This is a genomic window from Salirhabdus euzebyi (genome assembly GCF_014207435.1).
GTDB lineage: Bacteria > Bacillota > Bacilli > Bacillales > Alkalibacillaceae > Salirhabdus > Salirhabdus euzebyi.
In genome coordinates this window covers 74,052-96,225 of sequence record NZ_JACHGH010000001.1, presented here as the reverse complement: position 1 = coordinate 96,225, position 22,174 = coordinate 74,052, and the positions used below count along the sequence as shown (strand labels likewise).

Here is a 22,174-nt window from a genome sequence, read left to right as displayed (position 1 = left end):
ATATGAACAGTTATTTATTTTCTTCTTTCACACTCCTGCTTCTTTAGTACAATCTTCAACAAAAAAGAGCATTAGTTTGATAATCTAATAAACTTTTTTCAACTGTAGCACTCAGGTTCTTATAAAAATTTCATCTCCCGTTTCCGTTACTAAGTATACACCCTTAATGAATGGCAACTGTTCAGCAATTTCCTTTTTGGACAACCCTTTGGTATCGAAATTGACACAACCTTTAACCATAAAACTTTCACTGTCAAAAGTTAAATTTGTAATTTCGCTTTTCAGTTGTCTATGCTTGATCCAGTCAGTAAGAACAATTTCCATTGTTTCCATTTGAATTTCCGTAGCCTCTTTACCACTTATTGTAATGTCATAACTAAATTTCTGCTTATCATTTGAAGCTGTATCATTTATAGACCCCATTCCTGATTGCATATGGACTATTCTCCATTCAGAAGAACCTGTATTGGCATTTGAACACCCAGATACAGTAAGCAAAATTAGTGTCAATAATAAAAAAAAGTTCTCAACAAATCCCCCCAAAAATACGATGATAGTCCCAACCACGAACGATCGACAACTACCTGAATCAATATCAGCCACCCTTTAACTTCACAACGAATCCTTTGCTTTTTCTATCCATTGCTTTATATCTTCTTGGTTATAAAGATAGGTTGTAGGTGAATCTAAAATATCTATACCACTCATTATCTTTAACATTTCCCAAACATTTTCGTCATCAACATTCGGTTCATCATCCATTACGTAAAGAGAAGCCCAATCTGATATATCTTCTCTTTTTAATTCACCCGAAAGAACTTTTTCCAACCTCTTAATGATTTCGGACATATTTGGTTCATTCATTCACACACCGCCTAGCATATTACATTTTGCTTTTCCATAATGGATTATCTGTGACAACAAAAGAATTAAATAGAGACTCAAATTTTTCATCTTCAAGCGAATAAATGCTAACATGAGGTTCCGAAACCATTGATTTGTGTAGCAATTCAACAGGGTTATTCACCTCATTTAAAGATAGTATTGATAAAACATATTCTTTAACGCTCATGATTTCTGGGAAATCTTCTAAGGTGTCTTCTATTAAAAATGGTTGAGCCTTTATCATTTCAGACAATTGCCCTTCATCAGAGAACTTCAGTAAATCTCTCCAATAAGGACAGACCATCATTATTGTAAGGAATTCCTCTAAGCTTCTCCCAACTTTCCCAGCTTGGCCTTCGGAACTAATATATACAACAGGGAATATATCAGAATATCCAGAGTGAATCAAAGCAAAAACACCACCTGAAGCATCTTTTGCTATTACATTAATTTCCTGATCAGCTTTAAAAAAGTAATCATTCGTATTTGTAGTATGGTCGACTATTTCAAAATCATAGTATTCTGAAAGTGTATTGACAATTTCAGTGTTTGTAATAATTTTTTGAAAGAAGTTATTAGTCATAAAGTTGGTCCTCCGATTAGAGTGTTTCTATTGCTAATTTTGTCTATTTTTATAATTATTCAACAACCCCGTTGCTGCAATAAAAATAACAAAAGCTAATTTTCATGAGCAATGAGCTTTCCTTCAGAGAACGCTTGAAACTTATATGGAGCTGTTACCCCACCATACTTTTTTATAAAGAAGAAACGTTCTCCATTAGATTCGATAAGCGGAACGTTTTTAGGTTCTTCGTTGTCAACTGATAAAGTAATCTTATCTACTACCGAGTTAGAAATCATCCCGTAATAAATACTAAAGAGTGGTTCATTTCCTTTTGTTAGACTAGAAACTCCCCAAACGATACCATTTTTTTCTTCGGGATTGTGTTGAAATGACACTTCACCAATTATTCCTCCTGTTTCACCTCTTTCATTAAGGCTCCATTGACCTAACCAGTTTTGCTTTAAGAACCCTACATACAACTGTCCACTATCCCTAAAAAAAGTTATCCATTCTCCATCAATCTTTTCAATGGTCAAAATATTAACAGGTTTAGACCAATCTTCAACACCTTTTAATACATCTTTAGCTTCAGGTAGTTGCTGGTGATTTTGTTCAAAAAAGTAAAAACTTACTAATATCATAAGAAACATAGTTCCAAACAAAATCCTTTTAATATAATTCCCCTCCACGACTCTTTAATAAAACCTATACATATTAGAATTTCCTGTTGAACAACTGCCCTCCCATTAATTGAAGAGGAAAAATCAATTTACATCTTTATATTTTTCAAGCTCCTCTTGTATGGCTTTATTGCTAAAAGTTATATCATCTTTTACTAATCTCATTCTTATCAATAAAATAAAAGACTACTTTTTCTAATGATTAGTTTAATATTTATCTAATTATATATAATATAATTTTAACATATAATTCCATTTATCCTTTTTTTAAAAAAACAAAAGAAAAAGATCGTATTTTTGACGATCCTCATGTCTCACTCTTGAACCTGTTAGCTTTTACTTTAACTTCCATAATTCTTTTATCCAAATATAACTGAATTTGAAAAAAAATATGATAGCTATTAAATGTAATATATCAAATAATATTTCGGGTAAGTAGTAACCAATGTAGGGTAAGTTGTCTATAAACAACACATAATAACCATTCATTTCACGAGTGAAAAAAACGAGTAAAGCACTAACAATAAATGCAATAAAAAGTTTGATGTAACGATTATCCATCTGTATCACCTCACTTAGACTTACAGTATTTATACAGTTCCTTTAAGAAAGCAGATCCCAGGGAAACTCCTAAATCTTTAAATCTAGCCACCGATAATAGAATAATGTTTAATTATTTTCATTTTCATTTTTTATAGCTGTAATGATAACTGTTATACCAAAGACAATAACCAAAATATATCCGACATAAAATAATATCCAATTTAAAATAGCAGTCATATTGTTATAATCCAAACCCATTGAATCACCAAGTAGTGGTAATGACATAAACCCTAAGCCGACGATAAAACAACAAATATAATTTAATATTTTTAACCTTTTCATCAATTCTCCTCCAAATAAACTATAACTTATTAAAGGTTGCTGCTTCTTAACTTCAACAATGAATAGCTCATGCGATTGTTAAGCATTCCAGTATTCCCCAGCTTGTTGAATATACTTATCCTTCTCTTGCTGCGTGATAGACTAACAATTCATTTCTAAACTCTACCAAAACAAATGTTGGGGCGTCACCTTTGTTATAATCAGTTCCGTTAGATGCAAAGACTGCTGTTCCTTTTGGGAGTTTTGAAGAATAAAGGTTTAGATACCACCAAGTGTTAGTTGTTTTTTTCTGAACTTTACCGATTTTTTCTCCTTTTTTATACACTTCCTCATTAAACCATTCAGCATCAGACACGTTATAATAAATTAATCCATCTAGTTTGAGAATATCAGCATCAGGATTACCCTTTAAAATCTCCTTTGCGGTTGGATTTCCTACACTACCATAATTACTTGAAGGAAAGTTCCCAGATAAAGCTAGCATCGTACACAAAATAAAAACTAAGGATATACAAGCAAAAACTAACACCTTTATCTTCACTAAAAACTCCCCCACGTCTTACTTATTCATTAATCAGCCCGCGTTCGCACAAGTTTCTTTTAAGTAACTTTAAATTCGAAGAGCTTATTGATCAACTCATGGTCCCACGCTAGTTGAAAAGTAAAGATTAACAGATGTTATACTCTTCCGTTTTCACTTCTCCATTTTTATTAACGATATCTGTCCCGTGCTCACAATTCTCTTTGTTTTCCCACTCAATTATATATTTGTTAAATTTAGTAGTGACTGATTTTATTTCAACAACACCAAACTCCGCAGTACGGTGTTCTACAACAATTGATTTTGCTTCTTCTTCGGAGAGTACAGATTCAATGCTGCTACAAGAGAATAAAACAGATGAAAGGGATAAGAAGATCACTATGATTAATTTATTCACTTTAACTCTCCCCCTATTATAAATAAACTTTTATTCAACTCTTCGATAGGATAAATAACGACGCATTTAGTAGGAGCTGCAATCGTTATTGGCTTTTTTCTTCTATATTGTCTAAACGCTTTTTTAAATCTGTTATTTGCTGATTCATATCTCTTTTTTCACTTTTGATCCTGCTAGATACTGACTTAAATATTGAAACAAAAAATAAAACTAATACAATAAAACCAATAATATAACCAATGATTATTTCCATAGGTCCAAACACTCCTTTGCTATTTTCCCCTTCAACTCTTCTGTGTAGTTAACATAAATTGCAATAGTTCTTATGTAACAATTAGATCATTCAACCTGCTTCCTGCTCAGCTTTCTCTATCACCTGTCCAGATTTTGAATATCCCTTAATGGTGTATTTAATTTTTTCTTTAGGTTCTTCTATAAAAGCAAACCAAAATTTCTTACCTTTATTTTCGACTATTTTGGCTTCTTTGATTTTTGTTTCGTTTCCATATTCAATCTTGACTGTTGTTATTTTAGGGGTTGTTATTTCTCCAAATAACAAAGGAAAAGGTGATTTATCACTATTTTTCATTAGATATTGACTATATAGATTAGTATCTAATGTTGCAGTTGTTCCTCCCCTGTCGTAAGTTGCTTTCCAACCAAACAGGTTCTTTTGTATAAACCTTGCTTCAAAATCTACTTTTGCGGAGTCCTCCCCTTCTCTATTGGGCACATAAAAAATAACCACTCCATTATCCACTACTTCTTTATGAACTATCGTTTCTATCTGATCATCTCGTAATATTTCACTAAATTCCTTATTTGCACATCCAGTTAGAACTATAAATAAGATAAAGCACATAACACTACTCAGATTATTTTTCATGGTACCCCTCTTTAAATTTTGTTATAAGATAGCTACCTTATTGCTATACATCTACAATTCAAGATATTAGTCCCTAATTTTCCGTTTGCTATTAGATGTTCTTATCATCACTTTCGTTAGCAAAACTTTACATCTCCATTTTAACATATAATTCCAATTGACTTTTTAAAAATTCCAAACAAAAAGGTGCTAGCCCCATACATTGGAGACTAGCACCTAATCACAACTATTTTCTTAAAACAAAGCCTTCAAACGAGCCCAGAACCCTTTTTCTTCTACGACAGGTTCTTCTGTCTCTTCTGGCTCTTCTACTTTAATACTTTCTGTTTTGAAAACGAATTGTACGGAATTAATTTTTTCATTTTTCGGTGAAACAAAGGATACCGGTTGAAAATCAGATTTATCATACTCTGCCATCATCTGATCGACTTCTTCTTTCATTTGTTCCGGTAAATCACTAGTTGATTCATAGAGTTCGGTCGTACCGTCATGCAGTTGACTTGCTCCATTTTGTAACTCACCTGTTCCTTCTGCTAAATCCACAATCCCGTTGTGCATTTCACCATATGCACCAGATAATTGGCTTACTCCGCCTGTGTAATCCACTAAACCAGAATGGAATGCTCCATAATTTGACGACAGAGCACTCAGCCCTTCCTGTAATTGCGTAATGGAATCAGCAATATCCATATTTTCTAGAGAGGAAGAAAGCTCCTCTGCCATTGTATCTAGACTGTCAGCCATTTCTATTATGGAACCACTTAATTGTTCCAATGTTACCCCTACTGCATCAAAGCCATCTTTTACACCTGCATATGTTCCTTTTGCCGTTTGGGCAGTAGTATAGGTTTCTAGCAACTTACCAATTACCGCTTGATCTGCATCACTATCTTGTAGCTGTTGAATTTCTTCATCGGAAATTTCGTATGCAGGTATAGCTTCCATTGCTTCGTTTAGTGTACTGTATGCATTGGCAAAATTACCTTTTAACGTCAACAAGCCATCGGACGTTCCTCTTAGGCCATCTGCCATTTGAGTGAGTCCTTCTTCAAGCTTTCCAACATCTCCGAGGCTTATTTCTTCTGCACTTAAAGAATTACTCATTGTTTCAAGCGCCTCATCAATATCGATTGAGGCGTTAACCAGTTCTGAAGAAGAATCGCTGATTGCGGAAATCCCATCATGATACTCCTTGGAACCCCCTCGTAGATCCTGTACTCCATTGTTTAATTCTGTAACTCCATCTTTTAAGTCGCCAACTCCATTATTGATTTCTTCAATAGCGTCAGTTAAGGACTCCATATCCCCTGTCATATCGCCTACATTTGGATCTTCAATCGGCATGGAGGATGGAACTGCTGAAATATCGATGCCATCCAGCTCAAAATTTACTACATCCGCTTCAACAACCAGCTCTTCCTCTTTCTCCGGCATCACTGTAAACGTTACTTGTTTGTTTTTGCCTGCATTCGCAAGCATCCCGTCAGGAGCCTGGATGTTGCTATAGTTATCTAGATTAAGAGAAAGAGAGATTTGCAACAAGTAGTTCTCATAAAACACGGAATCTATATTTTCATTAGCTGACGTAGCAATTTTAATCTGAACATGCCCATCTTTTCCCGCTAACTCTTCAGGGACAATTTCTTTTCCATCTAACAAATAAGAAATGGAAATATCCCATGGTAAAGCTTCCTCATTCATATTCCCTTGATAGTAAAATTTCCCCTCTGGAGCAGCAAATTCCACTATATTGTCTTGTTGTTCTAATTCCGTTAAGTCGGTTAAATTTTTCAAACTAGTATACGGACCATAATCCGTAATCTTCCCCGCTTTAGCTATATCTAAAATGTTTACAACATAAATTTCCTGTCTTTCACCAGTAGCACTTAGCTTTGCATAGACAACTTCATCCTTTGAAGAAACTTCCCCGTCTGTTTGGGGCACATCTTCCTCTGACCCAGACTTGTTGTCATTGGAAGTCGCCGTAACAAAGGATGGAATCATTAAGATCACGGCTGCAAAGACAAGTAGAATCTTTCGTATTCTCCTCATTATCATTTCTCCTTATTAAATGAGACTTCCATCAGTGGAGGATTTTCATCATCCACCCCTGATTGGCAGTGAAACTTATCGAGTTGGTAGCAACACTAACCCAAATTTTCGATTACTCGGTATCCCTAGATTTTGAAGCCCCTCGATAAAAATTAGCTTTCCAAGTTGTTTTCCTAATCCATTTATCAAAAACTAGTAACAGCGCTGGTAGGAAGAAAACGACCATAATAAAGGAAAGTAGTGCACCTCTTCCTAGTAATAACCCGATAGATGAAACAATTGGATTAGACGATGTAATCCATAAAATGAACCCTACACTTGATAAAATCGATGCAGAAATAGCAATAGCAAAGATCTTCTCATCAACCGTCTTCTTCACCGCTTGGAATACACCCATTTCCTTGCGATAATCTTTATACGCATCGGTCAGCAGAATAGCATAATCTACCGTCGCCGCAAGCTGAATAATGCTAATCAGTAAATAGCCAACATACACTAACGATGTATCCGTAAAGTATGGTACAGATAGATTAATCCATACAGCTGACTGAATCGTCAGAAGCAGCACTAGAGGTATGGAAATAGATCTAAATGTCACGAACAGTACGAATGCAACCGTAATAATCGTCAACATATTAACGAACGAATTATCCTTTTGAACGGTATTTTTAATATCATACAACGTCACGCTTTCCCCAACGTAATAGACATCGTCACTATAATAGTTTCCAGCCGTTTGTTGGACCTGTTCGATTAATGCAAACGCCTTTTCACCCTCTGTTTTCGTGTTAGTTTGCAGGATGATTCGGCTATAGTTTTCGGAATAAAATTGCTCCGTTATGGAAGAATCCAAATATTCTGGAGGAATGGCGGCACCGACTGTGTTCACATAGGCAAGAACACTAGACACATGATCGATACTCGCTAAGTCTTGTACTAACTCCTCTTCTTTAGCAATATCCCCTCTTGGAACAAGGACAACCATTGGGGTGCTCTCCCCAAAATGTTCTCTAATTTTCATTATGTCACTACCTGCTCTTGTATTCTCCGGCTGGTCACCAATTCCATAAGTGAAATCCGTCTGACTTTGCGCAAGAAATGCTGGCACAATCAGAAGCAAGACAAGAAGCAAGCTAGGTATTCTAAACTTCACCACTCTGCTTCCCACTTTCTTAAAGTCAGGAACGAATGGTTTGTGCTGTGTTTTATCAATCCATTTATAAAACATAAGCGTCAGTGCAGGTAAAAAGACCATCACACTAATAAAGCTAAACAAAATCCCTTTTACTAGATTGATTCCTAAATCAGAACCAATTTCAAAATTCATAAACGATAAGGCGATAAAGCCAAAAAAGGTCGTAGACGCACTAGCCGCGATAGCCGAGAATGATTTTTTCATCGCAAGCTCCATCGCTTCATGCGGATCTGCCACTTGTTTTCGATAATAAGCAAAACTATGCAAAAGGAAGATCGCATAATCGAGGGAAACGGCAAGCTGCAGGATTGGTGCAACAGATTGTGTCACAAAGGACACTTCCCCAAGAAAAGCATTAGATCCCATATTAATTAAGACCGAAACACCAATAGCCGTTAAGAAAAACACTGGCTCTATCCAAGAATTCGTCGATAAAACTAAAATTAAAATGATAATTGGCACTAATAAAGCGGCTGCATACATCGACTCTGTTCCAGCCATCTTTTGCTGTGTAGCCGTATTAAGCGACTCCCCTGCCATGGCATTCTCTTCACCAATTAGGTCATAGATGGCATCCGTAATTTCTACTTCCTCTCCCTCACGGATACTGAATGAAAATAATGCTTTCCCATCTTTATAATAGGATTCCACATCCTCTTCATTCGCCATTTCAAGTGGAGCTTTTATATCAATGGCATCGTCCAGCCAAGTGACATCTGACACACCGTCGATGGCAGCTAGCTTTTCTTTAAATGCCAGAGCTTCCTGAATCGTCACGTCATTGATCATGACTCTGTTTGTCGGGACATTGCCCTCAAATTCCTCTTCCATTACTTCCATTGCGATTGTTGATTGCGCCTCTTCTGGGAGGTAATCCTTCATATCGTAATTCACCGATACCGTTAACGAGGCCAAGGCACTGATGACCGTCAGAAGCATAAAAATAATGGCAATTGCTTTTTTATGTTTAATAATCCGTGCTGCAATGTTGATCTTCATTCACCCTCTCTTGCCAATTTTCCAGGTACACTTTATCATTATATTGGACACCGTGTTGGCTAATCAACAAACAGTTTAATTACATATGTAATTTTGGCAACATAATCTTAATATGTGTTGGAAAACGTTGAAAAAGTAAGGGGATCTATATGAGTACATCTAAATTAGATAGACGAAAAAAGTATACAAGAATGGTCTTAAAGGACAGTCTGATGAAGCTATTAAGGGAGAAACAAATTTCTTCCGTTACGGTAAAAGAAATATGCCAGGAAGCTGATATCAACCGCTCTACCTTTTATTCCCATTATGCCGATCAATTTGACCTTCTCGATAGCATAGAAGACGAAATAATTGAGGATTTGTCAGAGCACTTAAACCAATTCACTTATCCGACAGAAGAATACTCCCTCCAAATAATCGAAAAGTTACTAGAATACTTTGCGTCCAAGCAGGAGGAGTGCCAAACCCTCCTTAACGAAAAAATAGACACTACCTTCCAGAAAAAAGTAATGGCTTTCGCCCAAGACTTTTTCAAGAAAAATTGGATGACCATGACCCAATTTGATGAGGACCTTACAGAATATGTGAGCACCTTCATCATTAGTGGAAGTATTCATGTAATGAAAAACTGGCTAAACAATGGCATAGACAAATCAACGAAGGAAATGGCAGAAATCGTAAACAAGCTCATTAACAAGGGGCTTGAAGGAGTAAAGTGATTGAGGTGCCTGTCACTCCCCGAAAAATCTTGTTTCACAAGCTGTTGAACGGGGGCTATTCTTCCAGAAGGAGAATAGCCTTTTTTTATGGAAGTAAAAGAGAATAATGTTTTTACCGATTAATTTCAGACTAGGTTCAAACCTATACTTAGGGGGCTTTTTATGTTTGTCAGACCTTTAATTGTGTTACTAATTTCCATTCTTCTTGGTGCTTGTAGTCAACAAGAGGTTGCTCCAAAAATAAATTATAGCCAAGATTCGCCTGTAACTTTTGAAGAAGTGGAGAATGTTATAAAAGAAGAGGGATTAGATCTAATGGACACGGAATTACCGGCCAATAATGTTTTTGTCAGTGTATTAAATGGTGTTTCTCCCGAAGATTATTTATTAGAAGGTACTCCGCTATCCATTTATGTTTTTCCAACGGCTACTGACAGAGGTAAGGGAATAGAGCAGTTTATGGAGTCAACAGCAACAGCAAAGTTGCAGGAACATAAAGCGTTCGGAATAAATAACGTATTGTTATTTTATGTTGGTGGTGTGGAAGAGCTAAATAATAAGCTATTGAATGCATTAACTAAATTAGAAAGTCCAGCATAAAAGGTTTTTCGGAATTAAAGGTAATGTTCAACCAAATAATCGGACATAATAGAAAAACCTCCCAAATACTGGAATCACAACATTTGGGAGGTTTTTAAAAATGCATTATTTCACTAAATCATTAAGGATATTATCAATCATTTGTGTGCTAGCAATTGGGCCAGTGTATAACCAGCTAGAAGTGGATTCATATTCGTAAATATTTCCATTCTTCACTGCAGGGATGTTTTGCCAAATATCATCCTGTAGCATTTCAGCGCCAGTTCCTTTATCACTGTTCACTAAGAAAATATGATCCGCATCTAATTCTGCTAGTTTTTCTAAAGAAATTTCAGACCAGTTCGCTTCTGTATTAGCAGAAATTTCTTGTACTACGTTAGGCGCTGTTAATCCTAAGTCACCATACATAACGTCACCACTAGATAAATTTTCACTTACAATGTAAAACGTGTTGCTTACTAACCATAATGCAGCTGCTGATTCATCACCGATAGCTGCTTGAATTTCTTCTTTAGCCGCTGCTGCTTTTTCTTCATAATCAGCTAGTACTTGCTCCGCTTTTTCTTCTTCACCAAATACTTTACCGATTTCTAATAACTCATCGCGCCAGTCATTATTTTGTTCCGAACCGATAACATATGTCGGTGCGATTTTATTATACTGATCGTATTTATTACCTTCTACCATACCTGCTGAATCCATAATAATTAAATCAGGTTTAAAGCTAGCTACCGATTCTAAAGGTAGATCGTAAGGAATCGTTGGAACACCTTCTAAAGAACCTTGTAAATAATCTTGGATACCGTTACTTACAGACCATTGTGCTACTGGAGTAATTCCTAATGCTACTAAGTAGTCTTCTAAATAAGAAGCAATAACACTTTTTGGTTCTGCAGGAATCGTTACTTCATTCCCCATTGCGTCAGTCAACGTGCGCTCTGTTTTTTCTTCCGCTTGATCAGCCGTTTTCTCATTTTGCTCCGTTTGCTCATTATTATTTTCATCGTCATTTCCACACGCTGCTAGCAGCAGTACAAATACGAGTAAAGTCATTAATATGTAGAGCTTGTTATTTTTCATCTTACAAATCTCCTTCATTCTGTTATTTTCTATTATGATAACCCAAATGATAACAATTATCATTATCAATTGCAACAGCTAATTTTTCCCTTTAGCCTCCATCTCTTTGCTCTTTGAATGTGTATATACTATAATGATAATGATTCTCAACAACAAAAACGCAAACTCTATCAAGAAATTAGGAGAAATATTTTATGGCTAACAGTGCGTCAGGAAAATTACGTTCCAAATTGTTCTCGAAATCTAGTTCGCGACCAATCTTTGCAACGTTTATATTATTTGGAGGAATAGGTCTTCTTATCCTTTCTATTGGCATATCGATTTTATACGGTGCTGTCGATATTCGTTATCATACCATTTGGCAAAGCCTCACCAATTTTGATCCAGCATCTACATCCCATCAAATTATTAGAGGACTACGCATCCCTCGCGCACTCGCTGCAGCCTTAATTGGTGCGGCCCTAGCGATATCCGGTGCACTCATGCAAGGAATGACCCGTAATCCCCTCGCTTCCCCATCCATCATGGGTGTGACAGCTGGGGCTACTTTTATGATGGCTATAGCTCTTGTTGTCATGCCAGGAGCTTCTAACTTTGTCATGATGCTTTGGGCGTTTGCCGGAGCAGGTCTCGGTGTTGGAATCGTATTCGGTGTAGGATCTATTTCCAAAACAGGCTTGACCACCGTTAAGCTTGCCCTTGCTGGTACAGCTATAACTGCCATTCTAACTTCCTTATCTTCCGCAATTGCTATCCATTTCAATGTAGCGAAGGATATTAGTTTTTGGTATGCAGGCGGCGTATCAAGTGTCCAATGGATCCATGTCCAGCTCCTTGCACCCGTTGCCTTAATCGGCCTCATTATGGCCTTTTTCCTAGCCAAATCGATTACGGTTTTAAATCTAGGAGACGATGTAGCAAAAGGCTTAGGACAACAGACACTTTTGATTAAAGCATTAGGTATAATTGTTGTTTTATTACTTACTGGTGCAGCTGTATCGGTTGCTGGCACAATTGGCTTCATTGGATTAGTTATCCCCCATATTACTCGATTCCTTGTCGGGGTCGATTACAGGTGGATTATTCCTTGTTCCGCCGTATTAGGTGCCTTACTACTAGTCATTGCAGACACGGCATCCCGAATGATTAATCCACCTTTTGAAACACCAGTAGGAACGGTGACCGCATTAATCGGTGTTCCTTTCTTCCTCTACTTGGCACGTCGTGAAGGGGGGAAGATGTAATGAAACCATTGAAAGAATTAGGCGCAAAACATACGAAAAAGGCATGGCTCGTTGGTATTATTTTATTCCTTGCGATTATTGGGACTATTTTAGTCAACTTAAACTTAGGTGTCATATCTATTCCACCTCTAGAGGTCGTGAAAACTTTTCTCGGTCTCGGAGACGAATACAACAGTATGGTCCTGTTTCATTTCCGACTTCCTCGGATTGTCATAGCCCTTTTAATCGGGGCAGCAATGGCCATATCTGGAGCGATTTTACAAAGCATTACGAATAATGAGTTAGCGGATCCAGGGATTATCGGGATTAATGCTGGTGCAGGTTTTGCTGTTGTTTTATACATCTATTTATTTCAAAACAGCATGGCAGAAGTGTCATCAATCTCGACATTCCTTTTACCACTCACTGCTTTAACAGGAGCGATGGTTGCTGCCATTTTAATCTATTTGATTTCATGGAAAAAAGGCATCTCACCAATTCGGTTAATTTTAGTAGGTATTGGGATCAACAGTGCATTCGCTGCCTTAATCATTATGTTTCAGCTAAGAATGGACCCGAATGACTTTACACGAGCAACTGTTTGGCTGTCTGGGAACATTGCAGGAGCAGACTGGACGTATGTGCTCGCCCTTCTACCGTGGGTATTGATTCTTGTTCCGTTAGCCATCAGCTTATCCAACATGTTAAACACCTTACAATTAGGGGATGACGTTGCCAAAAGTCTCGGTGCACGTGTGGAACGAAATAGACTAGGCTTACTTTTTATCGCAGTTGCCCTAGCAGGTGCAAGTGTATCAGTAGGTGGGGGCATTGCCTTTGTCGGCCTCGTTACCCCGCACTTAGCTAAAAAGATAGTCGGTCCCGTGCATGAATTGTTTCTCCCAATCACAGCTTTAATGGGAGCATTACTACTGTTACTTTCTGATACGATTGGGCGAAATATATTATCCCCATCAGAAATACCAGTTGGCTTAATTGTCTCCTTGGTTGGTGGATCGTATTTTGTATATTTGTTAATGAAGAGCTAAGTGTAAAGGAAAATATGTGTAAGGGAGAATATTATGGAAGAAAACATAGAGTTATACGATGTGATCATCATCGGCGGCGGAACGACAGGGTTATTCACAGCTTTCTATTGTGGAATGCGTGAGTTAACGACAAAATTGATTGAATCTGGCTCAGAGCTCGGTGGTAAAGTAACACAATTTCTCCCGGAAAAACTCATTTATGATATCGGAGGAATTCCACAAATCACTGGAGACGATCTAGTAAAACAAATGAAAGATCAAGCAGCTAAGCATGAGCCCACTATCGTTTATAATCAATGGGTTGAAACGATTACGAAAAACGACGATGGAACGTTTACGTTGGCTTCGACAGACGGTACAAGGCATCAGGCTAAAACCGTCATACTAGCAACTGGGAACGGCAAATTTGATCCGGCAAAACCCGCGTTAGACGATAGGGAAACTTTTGAAGGAAAAAGCCTTCATTATACGATAAGCAACCCGCAGCAATTTGCAGGAAAACAAGTGATGATATCATCAAACAATCGAGTTGGCTTGGATTGGGCACTAACTTTAGAAAGCATCGCCGCAAAAGTTTACCTAGTAAATAATAAAGCTAGCTTTCAGCATGCAGCAGATGAGGAACTCCAGCGTCTGGAGGAATCATCCGTTATCGTAAAATTAAACAGTGATGTTCAAGCACTTCATGGGGAAAATGGTTGGCTAGGTCAAGTATCGATAAAGTCGGAGAATGGCGATGAACAAATCAAAGCTGATCACCTACTTACTTACAACGGACTAAAAATGGTTCCCGCTCCATTCGAAAACTGGGGATTAAAGACGGATAGCGGAAGAGTAGCTGTTGATCAACAGATGAATACAAACGTGGAAGGTATTTTTGCAGCAGGAGATGCCACAGCATATCCAGGTAAAACCATGCTTATTGCATCTTGTTATACGGAAGGATTGACAGCTGTAAACAGTGCGAAGAAATACATCAATCCGAAAGCCCCTGCACAAGTATATAGTACTGTGATTTACCGTAAATAGTGACATATTAAAGGTGCGAGAGACGTTAGATGGACTTCCATTTACGTACTCTCGCACCTTTAAATTTTTTGTACTAGAGATTGATAGATCATCCTCATTTCCTTATTGTTCTTATTAAGGTTTCCAATTGTTTATTCTCTCTCTTATTCAACCAACCAATGTTTTTACGTACCTCATATCGGGAAAAATAACTTTAGTGAGGTGAAAACGATGAACAAATTCAATATTGAAAAGAAGCCAGATTACATGGATATCAAAATTGGCCAACACGAAATTATTATCGATGAACGCTATGAATTTATTTATAACCTCAATGATGTTTTTATCGCTCTCTTTTTTCTCATAGGGAGTATACTCTTTCTTTGGGACTCCCTTGAAATATATGCTATATGGATGTTTATCGTGGGAAGTGCACTATTTTTACTAAGACCTTTGATCCAATTCATCAAAAGGTTCCATTTAAAAAACGTTCGAAAAAAACGGTTCTGATAAAATGGAAATAAGAAAACATACAAAAAGGTGAGAATAATGAGGTTATGCACGATCCATCACCATTTTCTCACCTTTATTCTACCTATTAATTTTCACATACTTACCTCGGATTTCCGCGTGCACCAGATTTCCCTTTTCCTCTTCTTTGCTCATCTGGTTTTTTACCTTCGCCGTTTCTTTTTTCTTTTGGTGCGTAAGAATCTTTAACCAAGCTAGTCCCTCCTGCATTGCTTATTTAGAAAAATGGTTATTCCTTTAATGGGAACTAAATCAAAATAATTCCCTACTACATAGCATTATTAGATTAACCAGTTTGTATCGAGATATTCGGTTAAAAAAGCGAATTTAGTAAGGGTGCTATTCTCATAATTATCATAAATTAAGCATCTTTATGTTTGAAAATATACTGTTTTTCCAATTAGCAACCTTTTTAACAAACGCACATAGATTTATGTACAGCGTGAAATTATGTTGCTAATACGAGTGTTAAAATTATTTTATATTAATTTTCGATGCTACTAATGAGATATTCTTGTTGCGGAAAGGTTTATTGGGGGTTTATGTTAAAATAACTAAAATAAGCGTGGAGTTGAAAAATATGAAAAAATTAGGAACGCTATACTTTTTCTGTGGAAAAATGGGCGCAGGAAAATCAACTAAATCAAAACAATTGGCGATAGATAAACATGCGGTACTATTGTCTGAGGATGAATGGCTTTCCTCTCTTTATCCCAATCAGATTGCATCATTTGAGGACTATATAAAATTCTCAACACAGCTGAAGCCATTGGTTAAAAAGCATGTTCAAAACATATTAAGTGTAGGTACAGATGTAGTGATGGATTTTCCAGCTAATACGCAAAAACTGCGAAAGTGGTTTTTGGATATGGCGTTAGAGGTCAATGCAAACCATCAACTAATTTTCCTTAACCTAAATAACGAGCAATGCTTACGTCAAATTGCACAAAGGCGTAAAGAACAACCCGAAAGAGCAGCTTTTGACACGGAAGAAGTGTTTAATCATATTACGAAATTTTTTGAAGCACCAGAAGCATCCGAGGGTTTAAATATTTTAGAGTTTAGCGGAAAAGACTAACAATTAGTTCAATGATTCATGTGTATAGAGTACCTTCTGTTTCTTAGAGGTACTCTATATGATAGGTGAGCAAGAAAAGTTTCAAATCGATGTGATGGTTACCCCAAAAAGTTAGAGTTTTATTATGCAGCTTGATTGGCTAGATTGAGTTCGGTAACCTATTCTGTACCAACATCTATTTCCGGTCTTCATAAAACGATTGACATCGGTATATTATCCTTCTAAACTTCTATTAACTCTACATAGCAAAAGCTAATATAAGCAGAAAAAGGGTCTGACCCCACTCGTAAGAAAAAGGGAGAGAAAAATTAAATGGACCAAAGAGTAAACAAATATAACCAGCCAATCGGTGAGGAGTTGTACAATTGGGAGAAAAGAAAATTCCCTTCTGATATGTATTATGTCGGAAAATATACCATTGTCACTAGATTATCTCCTGCTCATACTAATGACCTCTATAACGCCTTTAGAAATTCTCACCCTAGCAATTGGACCTACTTACCGGACGAACCACCTCATAACTATGAAGCATTTGAACAGACATTACTAGAAAAAATAGAAAGCAGTTCATACATCTATTATGCCGTGTTAAATAAAGAGACAAACAAACCGCTTGGGTACTTTAGTTTAATGAGGATAGATCAGGCAAATGGAGTAATCGAAGTAGGAAATGTTAATTTTTCCGATGCATTAAAAAGAACAAGAATGTCTACCGAAGCACACTATTTATTAGCCACGTATGTATTCGAAGAACTCCAATACCGCCGCTATGAATGGAAATGTGATTCGCTGAATGCTCCCTCCATTCAGACAGCAAAACGTTTAGGATTTACCTATGAAGGTACCTTCAGAAATGCGGTTATCTATAAAAACCGCTCACGAAACACTAGCTGGTTTTCCATGCTAATAGAAGAATGGCCTCTACATAAACAAGCATTAACACGCTGGTTGGCAGAGGAGAACTTTGATGACAAAGGAGTTCAAGTTCAACGACTAGAATCATTTAAATAAGTAATAATGGAAAGCAAAAGGCGCTCTATTCCATATAAGAGCGCCTTTTGAGCTACTAACCGGATACCTCCTTAGCCTTTTCCTCTTTTACCTTTTGAGTGCTAAGAATCAAACTTAAAGCGGCCAAACCTGCACAACCAAAGGGGAGCATGGAATATCCCCAATTTGTAATGATATATCCTCCAATCATGGATCCTAGTGTTATTCCAATATAAAGAGCAGTATTGTTCCATGCCATCACAATTCCCCTCTCCTCTGGATACTCAGCCGCAAGCCGAGCCTGGTATGATGTGAATCCAGCATATTCAACCAATGCCCAAATAAAAAGGAAAAAGTAGACCCACTCGCCTGATGAAAAGAAAATACCTATCGCAATTAAAGTTACCGTTAGAATAATAAGTGTTACCTTTGAAACAATATTTTCTCCAAATTTACTTGTTAAGTGTCCACTTATAAGACTCCCTAAAACGGCACCTACACCATAAAAGGTAACAGCCAATGCGATTTCAGATGACGAAAATTTGTTTTCGGAATAAAGTGCAGCCCCGATATATACATAAAGTGCATACATCGAAATCGCCCAGATCGTTGTTACACTCACAGAACCTAGTATTCTAAATAATTTCCTTTGAATGGGATTCCTACTTAAATGATTTTGGTGAATCGATCTCCATGTTTTAAAATTGACAACCGCTAAAACTGCACCGATTGCTGCCATAATAAAAAATACGGAACGCCAACCAACAAGATACTCTAACAATGTTCCTAAAGGTGCTCCAACCCATAGAGCCATTAAATGTCCGGAAACGACAATAGAAAGCCAAATTCCACGTCGGTTAGGAAGGTGCTATGTCTCCAATAATTGCATAAATTAAGGGTGTAATAGAGGCAACAGATAATCCAGCTAAAACACGACTGATAATTAACCACGAATAGGAAGGAGCTAGACCAGTCAATAGGTTTGAAAAAGCAAAAAGAAATAAGCCAGCGGTGATAAGGATTCCCTTTCCCTTTTTGTCGGATAGCCATCCAAAAAAAGGAGCAGAAATTGCATATGTTAATGCAAAAACTGTTACCATCCATCCCGCCATAGCAGGGGATATCCCATACTCTTGAGAAATAAATGGTAATAATGGAGAAATGACAAAAAGATCAGTTCCCATAATAAGCAATGTAAACCAGCCGATAGCCAAACGTACTCTACCTGTTTGAAACATTCGAGTGCCTCCCAAAAATTTAACTTTTTTTAAGCCGCGCGCAAAATTACGCTTACAAAATAGGGGTTGCTGATGAGTCAATTGAGGGTTCTTCATTGGGGACTAAAGCTTAAAAATGAGTCAGGGGAGTATAAAAATAGCTTTTCTTTTATAGAAACGAACAGAGACAGGTATTATTAATAAACCTGCCTCCGATTCCAATTTTATCCAAAAACAACCCAGCTACGTATGTTGAGAAGGAATAATAAGTTGATAGCCAGGAAAAATAACATCCGTTGAAATACCAGGACGTTGGCGATTGGCTTTTAGTAAAGCGGATAAGGAAACATCGAAGCGTTGTGCGATTTCACTTAACGTGTCCCCTTGTTCGATCAAGTAAATGAGTGCAGGGACTTGAAGAACTTGATTTTGAAAGATGAAGTTAGGGTTATCAATTTGATTCATTTCCTGGAGGATATTCACACTTGTTCCATACCGTTCAGCAATATCGGTTAATGTTTCTCCCGGGCTAACGATGTGATTCACCTGTCTCTTACCAGGTTTCGAAACCACTAATAGTTGACCAGGAAAAATGAGATACGGATCTGTAACAGGCGGGTAGATTGCATTTGCTTCTACAAGGAGAGGAACCGTTCCTCCTATGTTCGATGCAATAGAATACAATGTATCTCCTTGTTTAACGGTATAAACAAAAGAAGTACCATCAACAATTGGCAACACACTCACTCCTAAGTTCAGTTTATATATATGATATTCGCCTACTTAGGAAATAGTGAATAAAAGGATACAATCCTATTCCAAAGGCTCTAACTCCTCTTCCGTTACCCATTTGTGATTCGTAACTTCATGCCCATCCGTTGTCGTAAAATTAACCATGTAAACCGTCGTTTCTACAGAAGAATCAATCTCCTGAACAGTCCCTTCCATCCCATACATATGATTCGCGGTTGTTTCCACTTCCGCTCCAGGCTCCAAAGTTTCCTCTCCAACATTGACAAACTCTTCATGAACAACCCATTTATGATTCTCCACTCTTGGATGGTCATCTGACGGATCATAGGAGGTTATGTATGCCGTTGTTACATAAGCCCCAACAATCTCCACTTCCACTCCCATCATCATTTCACCCAAATGATCAGCCTTACTGATAGCTTTACTCCCAACCGGATACGTTGGATTCTCTGCTACCTTTAAATCCTCCGGCACTTCAGGAGAGCCTTCCATAACTATATGATGATGGTCATGATCATGAGAATGTTCCTCATGAGGGGTACAAGCTGATAAAACAATTACTAGAACGGTAATTACAATAATCCTTCTTTCTAATCTCCTTCGTGTTAAAAGCAAAGTTTTGCGTTATTTTTAGCAATTTCTCCTTTTTATAGATGGAGCTATTTTTCTAGGTGGGAAAAGGGGGATTTCATTCCATTACCACCATAAATCATACCCTTTATTCTGTTGACGGTAGTAAGCATTCCTGCTATTCTAAGTCCATTGTCGAGTGCTTGGAGGTAGTGTCGTTGAACGGATTAAAACACATATGGAAAAAGGTATCTTTGAAACAGTACATATTGTACACTAGTTTACTACTATGTTTTACTGCCTCCATTATTTTTGTGAACCACAATTATTCTTTTTATGATCATCCCATAGCGGAAGTTATCGAAACGAACATCGTGGATCAAACCGAAAAGAATGATATATATAATAATCAAGATTACTTATTCACACAGCACATAATAGCTACCTTAAAAAATGGAGAAGACAAAGGACAGCTTATTCACCTAAAGAATCAATATTCTTCTTCTGGAGCTTATGATCAAGCATACAAAGTTGGAAATAAATTATTTGTTTCTATTAATACAGACACGCAAGAACATACATATTTAACCGGAACAATAGATGACGTCAAGCGAGATATGTACGTAGTATTTACAGCATGGGTTTTTATTTTTATCTTACTTATAGTTGGTAAAAAACAAGGATTTACTTCCATCATCACCTTGGTTATTAATGCCGTATTGTTATCTTATGCATTGGATATTTATCTACACACCTCCAACATAAGCCTGCTATTGATATGCAGTATAAGTGCCATTTTATTTACGGTGATTTCCTTATTATTCGTTAATGGATTTAATGAAAAAACATATGCTGCTATAGTTGCAACCTTACTTGGAACGTTTCTATCATTATTGATTACCTACTTTGTTATGGTGATCACGTCAGAAAACGGGCTTCGCTATGAAGGAATGCCTTTTCTCACAGAGCATCCTCAAATGTTGTTTTTGGCAGGAATACTAGTCGGATCCTTAGGAGCAGTAATGGATGTAGCTATTACCATGTCTTCCTCTATCTTTAGCTTATATGAGAAGAATCCTGCTATTTCTATCAAAGCCCTTAAGGAATCCGGTTTGGCAATCGGCAGAGATATTATGGGGACAATGACAAACATTTTATTTTTTGTTTATATAAGTGGTTCTATCCCTATGCTTCTTTTGTATTTTAAAAATAATTCCCCATTGGGCCCTACCCTTTCCTTCCATTTATCAATAGAAATGGCGCGAGCACTAGCTGGTGGTATTGGCATCGTGTTAACCATACCATTAGGACTTTACGCTGCAATCTATTTCATTAATAAAAAGAGGGCGCGCTTATGAATGCATTATTTGTCTTAGCAGTCATTTTATTTATATTGATGATTTTAGTTGGAGGAAAAAAGGGTGCTCGTTCTTTTATTGCCATATTTTTAAACTTTAGTGTACTCTTTCTGACCATCCTTTTTATGTTGGACCCACAAGTCAATCCAATTATCTTAACGCTGGTAGCATGTGCTGTCATTAGCTGTATTAACCTTTTTTATGTTAATGAAGTAAACATTAAAACGAAAACAGCATTAGCTGCAACCGTTATTTCAACAAGTATCCTACTACTTTTTATTTTTGTAATCGTGAAAAATGCCATGATTCACGGTTTTGGGCGAGAAGAAATAGAAGAAGTTCCCTTATATACGCTTTACATTGGGGTCGATTTTGTAAAAGTCGCTACTTCCGTCATTATTATGAGTACAATAGGAGCTATTATTGATATTGCTATTTCCATTACATCGCCCATGCGGGAAATATATACCCATCATCCCACGATAAGTAGGAAAGATTTGTTTGCATCTGGAATGAGCATTGGAAGGGATATTTTAGGAACAAGTACGAATACGTTGTTCTTTGCCTTCTTTGGAGGCTATTTAACCTTATTGATTTGGTTTAAAGAATTATCCTATTCTTTAGGAGAAATTGTTAATTCAAAAATATTTAGTGCAGAAATGATCACTATTTTATGTGCTGGGATCGGTGTAACACTAGTCATTCCCATTACCTCCTGGATCACAGCCTTTTATTTGGTGAGAAATCGAGAAAAAAAGGAAGATTTAAAAACGTAAAAAATCCTCACAAATGCTGTTCGGCAACATTTGTGAGGATTTTCTACTTCCAAGTGGACTACCGTGATTCTTTTGGTGGTTGGCACACATCACATCACACTCTTCAATTACTATTCAGATTAGCCTTTACCTGCTAT

At 37.0% G+C, this 22,174-nt stretch carries 27 protein-coding genes; 10 read left to right on the top strand and 17 right to left on the bottom strand.

The features are described 5' to 3' along the window. Positions 1-111: 111 nt before the first annotated feature. The 12 genes from HNQ94_RS00465 to HNQ94_RS00410 form a co-directional block, all read right to left on the bottom strand. On the bottom strand, positions 112-603 hold the full coding sequence (locus HNQ94_RS00465) for a hypothetical protein (protein ID WP_174496286.1): 492 nt from the start codon (positions 601-603) through the stop codon (positions 112-114). Positions 604-612: 9 nt separating this feature from the next. Next, on the bottom strand, positions 613-864 hold the full coding sequence (locus tag HNQ94_RS00460) for a YxzC family protein (RefSeq protein ID WP_174496285.1): 252 nt from the start codon (positions 862-864) through the stop codon (positions 613-615). A gap of 19 nt (positions 865-883) precedes the next feature. Continuing rightward, the gene (locus HNQ94_RS00455; RefSeq protein WP_174496284.1) at positions 884-1,468 is read right to left on the bottom strand and encodes a hypothetical protein; all 585 of its coding nucleotides are present in this window, start codon (positions 1,466-1,468) and stop codon (positions 884-886) included. Positions 1,469-1,563: 95 nt separating this feature from the next. Continuing rightward, positions 1,564-2,091, bottom strand: a complete 528-nt coding sequence (locus HNQ94_RS00450) for a hypothetical protein (protein WP_174496283.1) — start codon at positions 2,089-2,091, stop codon at positions 1,564-1,566. Between the two features lie 375 nt (positions 2,092-2,466). Then, a complete protein-coding gene (locus HNQ94_RS00445) occupies positions 2,467-2,691 on the bottom strand; it encodes a hypothetical protein (protein ID WP_174496282.1) in 225 nt (74 codons plus the stop codon). Between the two features lie 108 nt (positions 2,692-2,799). Next, positions 2,800-3,015: a hypothetical protein gene (locus tag HNQ94_RS00440; RefSeq protein ID WP_174496281.1), complete on the bottom strand. Its 216-nt coding sequence runs from the start codon at positions 3,013-3,015 to the stop codon at positions 2,800-2,802. 115 nt (positions 3,016-3,130) lie between these two features. Then, positions 3,131-3,556 carry a hypothetical protein gene (locus HNQ94_RS00435; RefSeq protein WP_174496280.1) on the bottom strand — a complete coding sequence of 142 codons (426 nt, stop codon included), beginning with the start codon at positions 3,554-3,556 and terminating at the stop codon, positions 3,131-3,133. A 127-nt stretch (positions 3,557-3,683) separates the two neighbouring features. Further along, complete coding sequence (locus HNQ94_RS00430) at positions 3,684-3,953, bottom strand: hypothetical protein (RefSeq protein ID WP_174496279.1); 270 nt, start codon at positions 3,951-3,953, stop codon at positions 3,684-3,686. A gap of 85 nt (positions 3,954-4,038) precedes the next feature. Beyond that, complete coding sequence (locus tag HNQ94_RS00425) at positions 4,039-4,206, bottom strand: hypothetical protein (RefSeq protein WP_174496278.1); 168 nt, start codon at positions 4,204-4,206, stop codon at positions 4,039-4,041. 90 nt (positions 4,207-4,296) lie between these two features. Further along, positions 4,297-4,839, bottom strand: coding sequence for a hypothetical protein (locus HNQ94_RS00420; protein ID WP_174496277.1), 543 nt, complete (start codon positions 4,837-4,839; stop codon positions 4,297-4,299). 234 nt (positions 4,840-5,073) lie between these two features. After that, positions 5,074-6,891 (bottom strand): coiled-coil domain-containing protein, encoded by a 1,818-nt coding sequence (locus HNQ94_RS00415; protein WP_174496276.1) that lies wholly within the window; start codon positions 6,889-6,891, stop codon positions 5,074-5,076. Between the two features lie 112 nt (positions 6,892-7,003). Beyond that, on the bottom strand, positions 7,004-9,085 hold the full coding sequence (locus HNQ94_RS00410; RefSeq protein ID WP_174496275.1) for an efflux RND transporter permease subunit: 2,082 nt from the start codon (positions 9,083-9,085) through the stop codon (positions 7,004-7,006). Positions 9,086-9,234: 149 nt separating this feature from the next. Between HNQ94_RS00410 and HNQ94_RS00405 the strand changes: the two genes are divergently transcribed. Together HNQ94_RS00405 and HNQ94_RS00400 are read left to right on the top strand one after the other, a co-directional pair. Then, positions 9,235-9,804, top strand: a complete 570-nt coding sequence (locus tag HNQ94_RS00405) for a TetR/AcrR family transcriptional regulator (RefSeq protein ID WP_174496274.1) — start codon at positions 9,235-9,237, stop codon at positions 9,802-9,804. 162 nt (positions 9,805-9,966) lie between these two features. Next, positions 9,967-10,404: a hypothetical protein gene (locus tag HNQ94_RS00400; RefSeq protein ID WP_174496273.1), complete on the top strand. Its 438-nt coding sequence runs from the start codon at positions 9,967-9,969 to the stop codon at positions 10,402-10,404. A gap of 105 nt (positions 10,405-10,509) precedes the next feature. On the opposite strand, the gene HNQ94_RS00395 is transcribed toward HNQ94_RS00400, so the two are convergent. Beyond that, a complete protein-coding gene (locus HNQ94_RS00395) occupies positions 10,510-11,484 on the bottom strand; it encodes an iron-hydroxamate ABC transporter substrate-binding protein (protein ID WP_174496272.1) in 975 nt (324 codons plus the stop codon). A 194-nt stretch (positions 11,485-11,678) separates the two neighbouring features. Between HNQ94_RS00395 and HNQ94_RS00390 the strand changes: the two genes are divergently transcribed. From HNQ94_RS00390 to HNQ94_RS00365, 6 genes are all read left to right on the top strand, one after another. Next, positions 11,679-12,728: a FecCD family ABC transporter permease gene (locus HNQ94_RS00390; protein WP_174496271.1), complete on the top strand. Its 1,050-nt coding sequence runs from the start codon at positions 11,679-11,681 to the stop codon at positions 12,726-12,728. Further along, the gene (locus tag HNQ94_RS00385; RefSeq protein WP_174496270.1) at positions 12,728-13,756 is read left to right on the top strand and encodes a FecCD family ABC transporter permease; all 1,029 of its coding nucleotides are present in this window, start codon (positions 12,728-12,730) and stop codon (positions 13,754-13,756) included. Before HNQ94_RS00390 ends, HNQ94_RS00385 begins: the two co-directional genes overlap by 1 nt. Before the next feature lie 33 nt (positions 13,757-13,789). Further along, complete coding sequence (locus HNQ94_RS00380) at positions 13,790-14,785, top strand: NAD(P)/FAD-dependent oxidoreductase (RefSeq protein ID WP_174496269.1); 996 nt, start codon at positions 13,790-13,792, stop codon at positions 14,783-14,785. Positions 14,786-14,995: 210 nt separating this feature from the next. Next, positions 14,996-15,274 carry a YrhK family protein gene (locus HNQ94_RS19775; RefSeq protein ID WP_174496268.1) on the top strand — a complete coding sequence of 93 codons (279 nt, stop codon included), beginning with the start codon at positions 14,996-14,998 and terminating at the stop codon, positions 15,272-15,274. A 601-nt stretch (positions 15,275-15,875) separates the two neighbouring features. Then, positions 15,876-16,373, top strand: coding sequence for a P-loop nucleotide/nucleoside kinase family protein (locus HNQ94_RS00370; protein WP_174496267.1), 498 nt, complete (start codon positions 15,876-15,878; stop codon positions 16,371-16,373). Positions 16,374-16,685: 312 nt separating this feature from the next. Next, positions 16,686-17,384, top strand: coding sequence for a GNAT family N-acetyltransferase (locus tag HNQ94_RS00365; RefSeq protein WP_174496266.1), 699 nt, complete (start codon positions 16,686-16,688; stop codon positions 17,382-17,384). Positions 17,385-17,439: 55 nt separating this feature from the next. Here the strand turns inward: HNQ94_RS00365 and HNQ94_RS19495 are convergent, their stop codons facing one another. The 4 genes from HNQ94_RS19495 to HNQ94_RS00350 all read right to left on the bottom strand — a co-directional run bounded on the left by HNQ94_RS19495 (position 17,440) and on the right by HNQ94_RS00350 (position 19,948). Beyond that, entirely contained in the window at positions 17,440-18,144 is a 705-nt protein-coding gene (locus HNQ94_RS19495) for an MFS transporter (RefSeq protein ID WP_246199993.1), read from the bottom strand. Between the two features lie 76 nt (positions 18,145-18,220). After that, positions 18,221-18,601 carry an MFS transporter gene (locus HNQ94_RS19490; RefSeq protein ID WP_246199992.1) on the bottom strand — a complete coding sequence of 127 codons (381 nt, stop codon included), beginning with the start codon at positions 18,599-18,601 and terminating at the stop codon, positions 18,221-18,223. Positions 18,602-18,823: 222 nt separating this feature from the next. Next, positions 18,824-19,318, bottom strand: a complete 495-nt coding sequence (locus HNQ94_RS00355) for a LysM peptidoglycan-binding domain-containing protein (protein ID WP_174496265.1) — start codon at positions 19,316-19,318, stop codon at positions 18,824-18,826. Between the two features lie 75 nt (positions 19,319-19,393). Further along, positions 19,394-19,948, bottom strand: coding sequence for a YdhK family protein (locus HNQ94_RS00350; protein WP_246199991.1), 555 nt, complete (start codon positions 19,946-19,948; stop codon positions 19,394-19,396). Between the two features lie 173 nt (positions 19,949-20,121). Between HNQ94_RS00350 and HNQ94_RS00345 the strand changes: the two genes are divergently transcribed. Beyond that, the gene (locus HNQ94_RS00345) at positions 20,122-21,261 is read left to right on the top strand and encodes a YibE/F family protein (protein WP_174496264.1); all 1,140 of its coding nucleotides are present in this window, start codon (positions 20,122-20,124) and stop codon (positions 21,259-21,261) included. Further along, positions 21,258-22,037, top strand: coding sequence for a YibE/F family protein (locus HNQ94_RS00340; protein WP_174496263.1), 780 nt, complete (start codon positions 21,258-21,260; stop codon positions 22,035-22,037). Before HNQ94_RS00345 ends, HNQ94_RS00340 begins: the two co-directional genes overlap by 4 nt. Positions 22,038-22,174 lie beyond the last annotated feature (137 nt).

What these genes read in the sequence shown, in the direction of transcription:
- HNQ94_RS00460 (WP_174496285.1), bottom strand. Translation starts at nt 864, where the DNA reads ATGAATGAACCAAATATGTCCGAAATCATTAAGAGGTTGGAAAAAGTT.
- HNQ94_RS00455 (WP_174496284.1), bottom strand. Translation starts at nt 1,468, where the DNA reads ATGACTAATAACTTCTTTCAAAAAATTATTACAAACACTGAAATTGTC.
- HNQ94_RS00450 (WP_174496283.1), bottom strand. Translation starts at nt 2,091, where the DNA reads ATGATATTAGTAAGTTTTTACTTTTTTGAACAAAATCACCAGCAACTA.
- HNQ94_RS00445 (WP_174496282.1), bottom strand. Translation starts at nt 2,691, where the DNA reads ATGGATAATCGTTACATCAAACTTTTTATTGCATTTATTGTTAGTGCT.
- HNQ94_RS00440 (WP_174496281.1), bottom strand. Translation starts at nt 3,015, where the DNA reads ATGAAAAGGTTAAAAATATTAAATTATATTTGTTGTTTTATCGTCGGC.
- HNQ94_RS00425 (WP_174496278.1), bottom strand. Translation starts at nt 4,206, where the DNA reads ATGGAAATAATCATTGGTTATATTATTGGTTTTATTGTATTAGTTTTA.
- HNQ94_RS00420 (WP_174496277.1), bottom strand. Translation starts at nt 4,839, where the DNA reads ATGAAAAATAATCTGAGTAGTGTTATGTGCTTTATCTTATTTATAGTT.
- HNQ94_RS00415 (WP_174496276.1), bottom strand. Translation starts at nt 6,891, where the DNA reads ATGAGGAGAATACGAAAGATTCTACTTGTCTTTGCAGCCGTGATCTTA.
- HNQ94_RS00410 (WP_174496275.1), bottom strand. Translation starts at nt 9,085, where the DNA reads ATGAAGATCAACATTGCAGCACGGATTATTAAACATAAAAAAGCAATT.
- HNQ94_RS00405 (WP_174496274.1), top strand. Translation starts at nt 9,235, where the DNA reads ATGAGTACATCTAAATTAGATAGACGAAAAAAGTATACAAGAATGGTC.
- HNQ94_RS00400 (WP_174496273.1), top strand. Translation starts at nt 9,967, where the DNA reads ATGTTTGTCAGACCTTTAATTGTGTTACTAATTTCCATTCTTCTTGGT.
- HNQ94_RS00395 (WP_174496272.1), bottom strand. Translation starts at nt 11,484, where the DNA reads ATGAAAAATAACAAGCTCTACATATTAATGACTTTACTCGTATTTGTA.
- HNQ94_RS00390 (WP_174496271.1), top strand. Translation starts at nt 11,679, where the DNA reads ATGGCTAACAGTGCGTCAGGAAAATTACGTTCCAAATTGTTCTCGAAA.
- HNQ94_RS00385 (WP_174496270.1), top strand. Translation starts at nt 12,728, where the DNA reads ATGAAACCATTGAAAGAATTAGGCGCAAAACATACGAAAAAGGCATGG.
- HNQ94_RS00380 (WP_174496269.1), top strand. Translation starts at nt 13,790, where the DNA reads ATGGAAGAAAACATAGAGTTATACGATGTGATCATCATCGGCGGCGGA.
- HNQ94_RS19775 (WP_174496268.1), top strand. Translation starts at nt 14,996, where the DNA reads ATGAACAAATTCAATATTGAAAAGAAGCCAGATTACATGGATATCAAA.
- HNQ94_RS00370 (WP_174496267.1), top strand. Translation starts at nt 15,876, where the DNA reads ATGAAAAAATTAGGAACGCTATACTTTTTCTGTGGAAAAATGGGCGCA.
- HNQ94_RS00365 (WP_174496266.1), top strand. Translation starts at nt 16,686, where the DNA reads ATGGACCAAAGAGTAAACAAATATAACCAGCCAATCGGTGAGGAGTTG.
- HNQ94_RS19490 (WP_246199992.1), bottom strand. Translation starts at nt 18,601, where the DNA reads ATGTTTCAAACAGGTAGAGTACGTTTGGCTATCGGCTGGTTTACATTG.
- HNQ94_RS00340 (WP_174496263.1), top strand. Translation starts at nt 21,258, where the DNA reads ATGAATGCATTATTTGTCTTAGCAGTCATTTTATTTATATTGATGATT.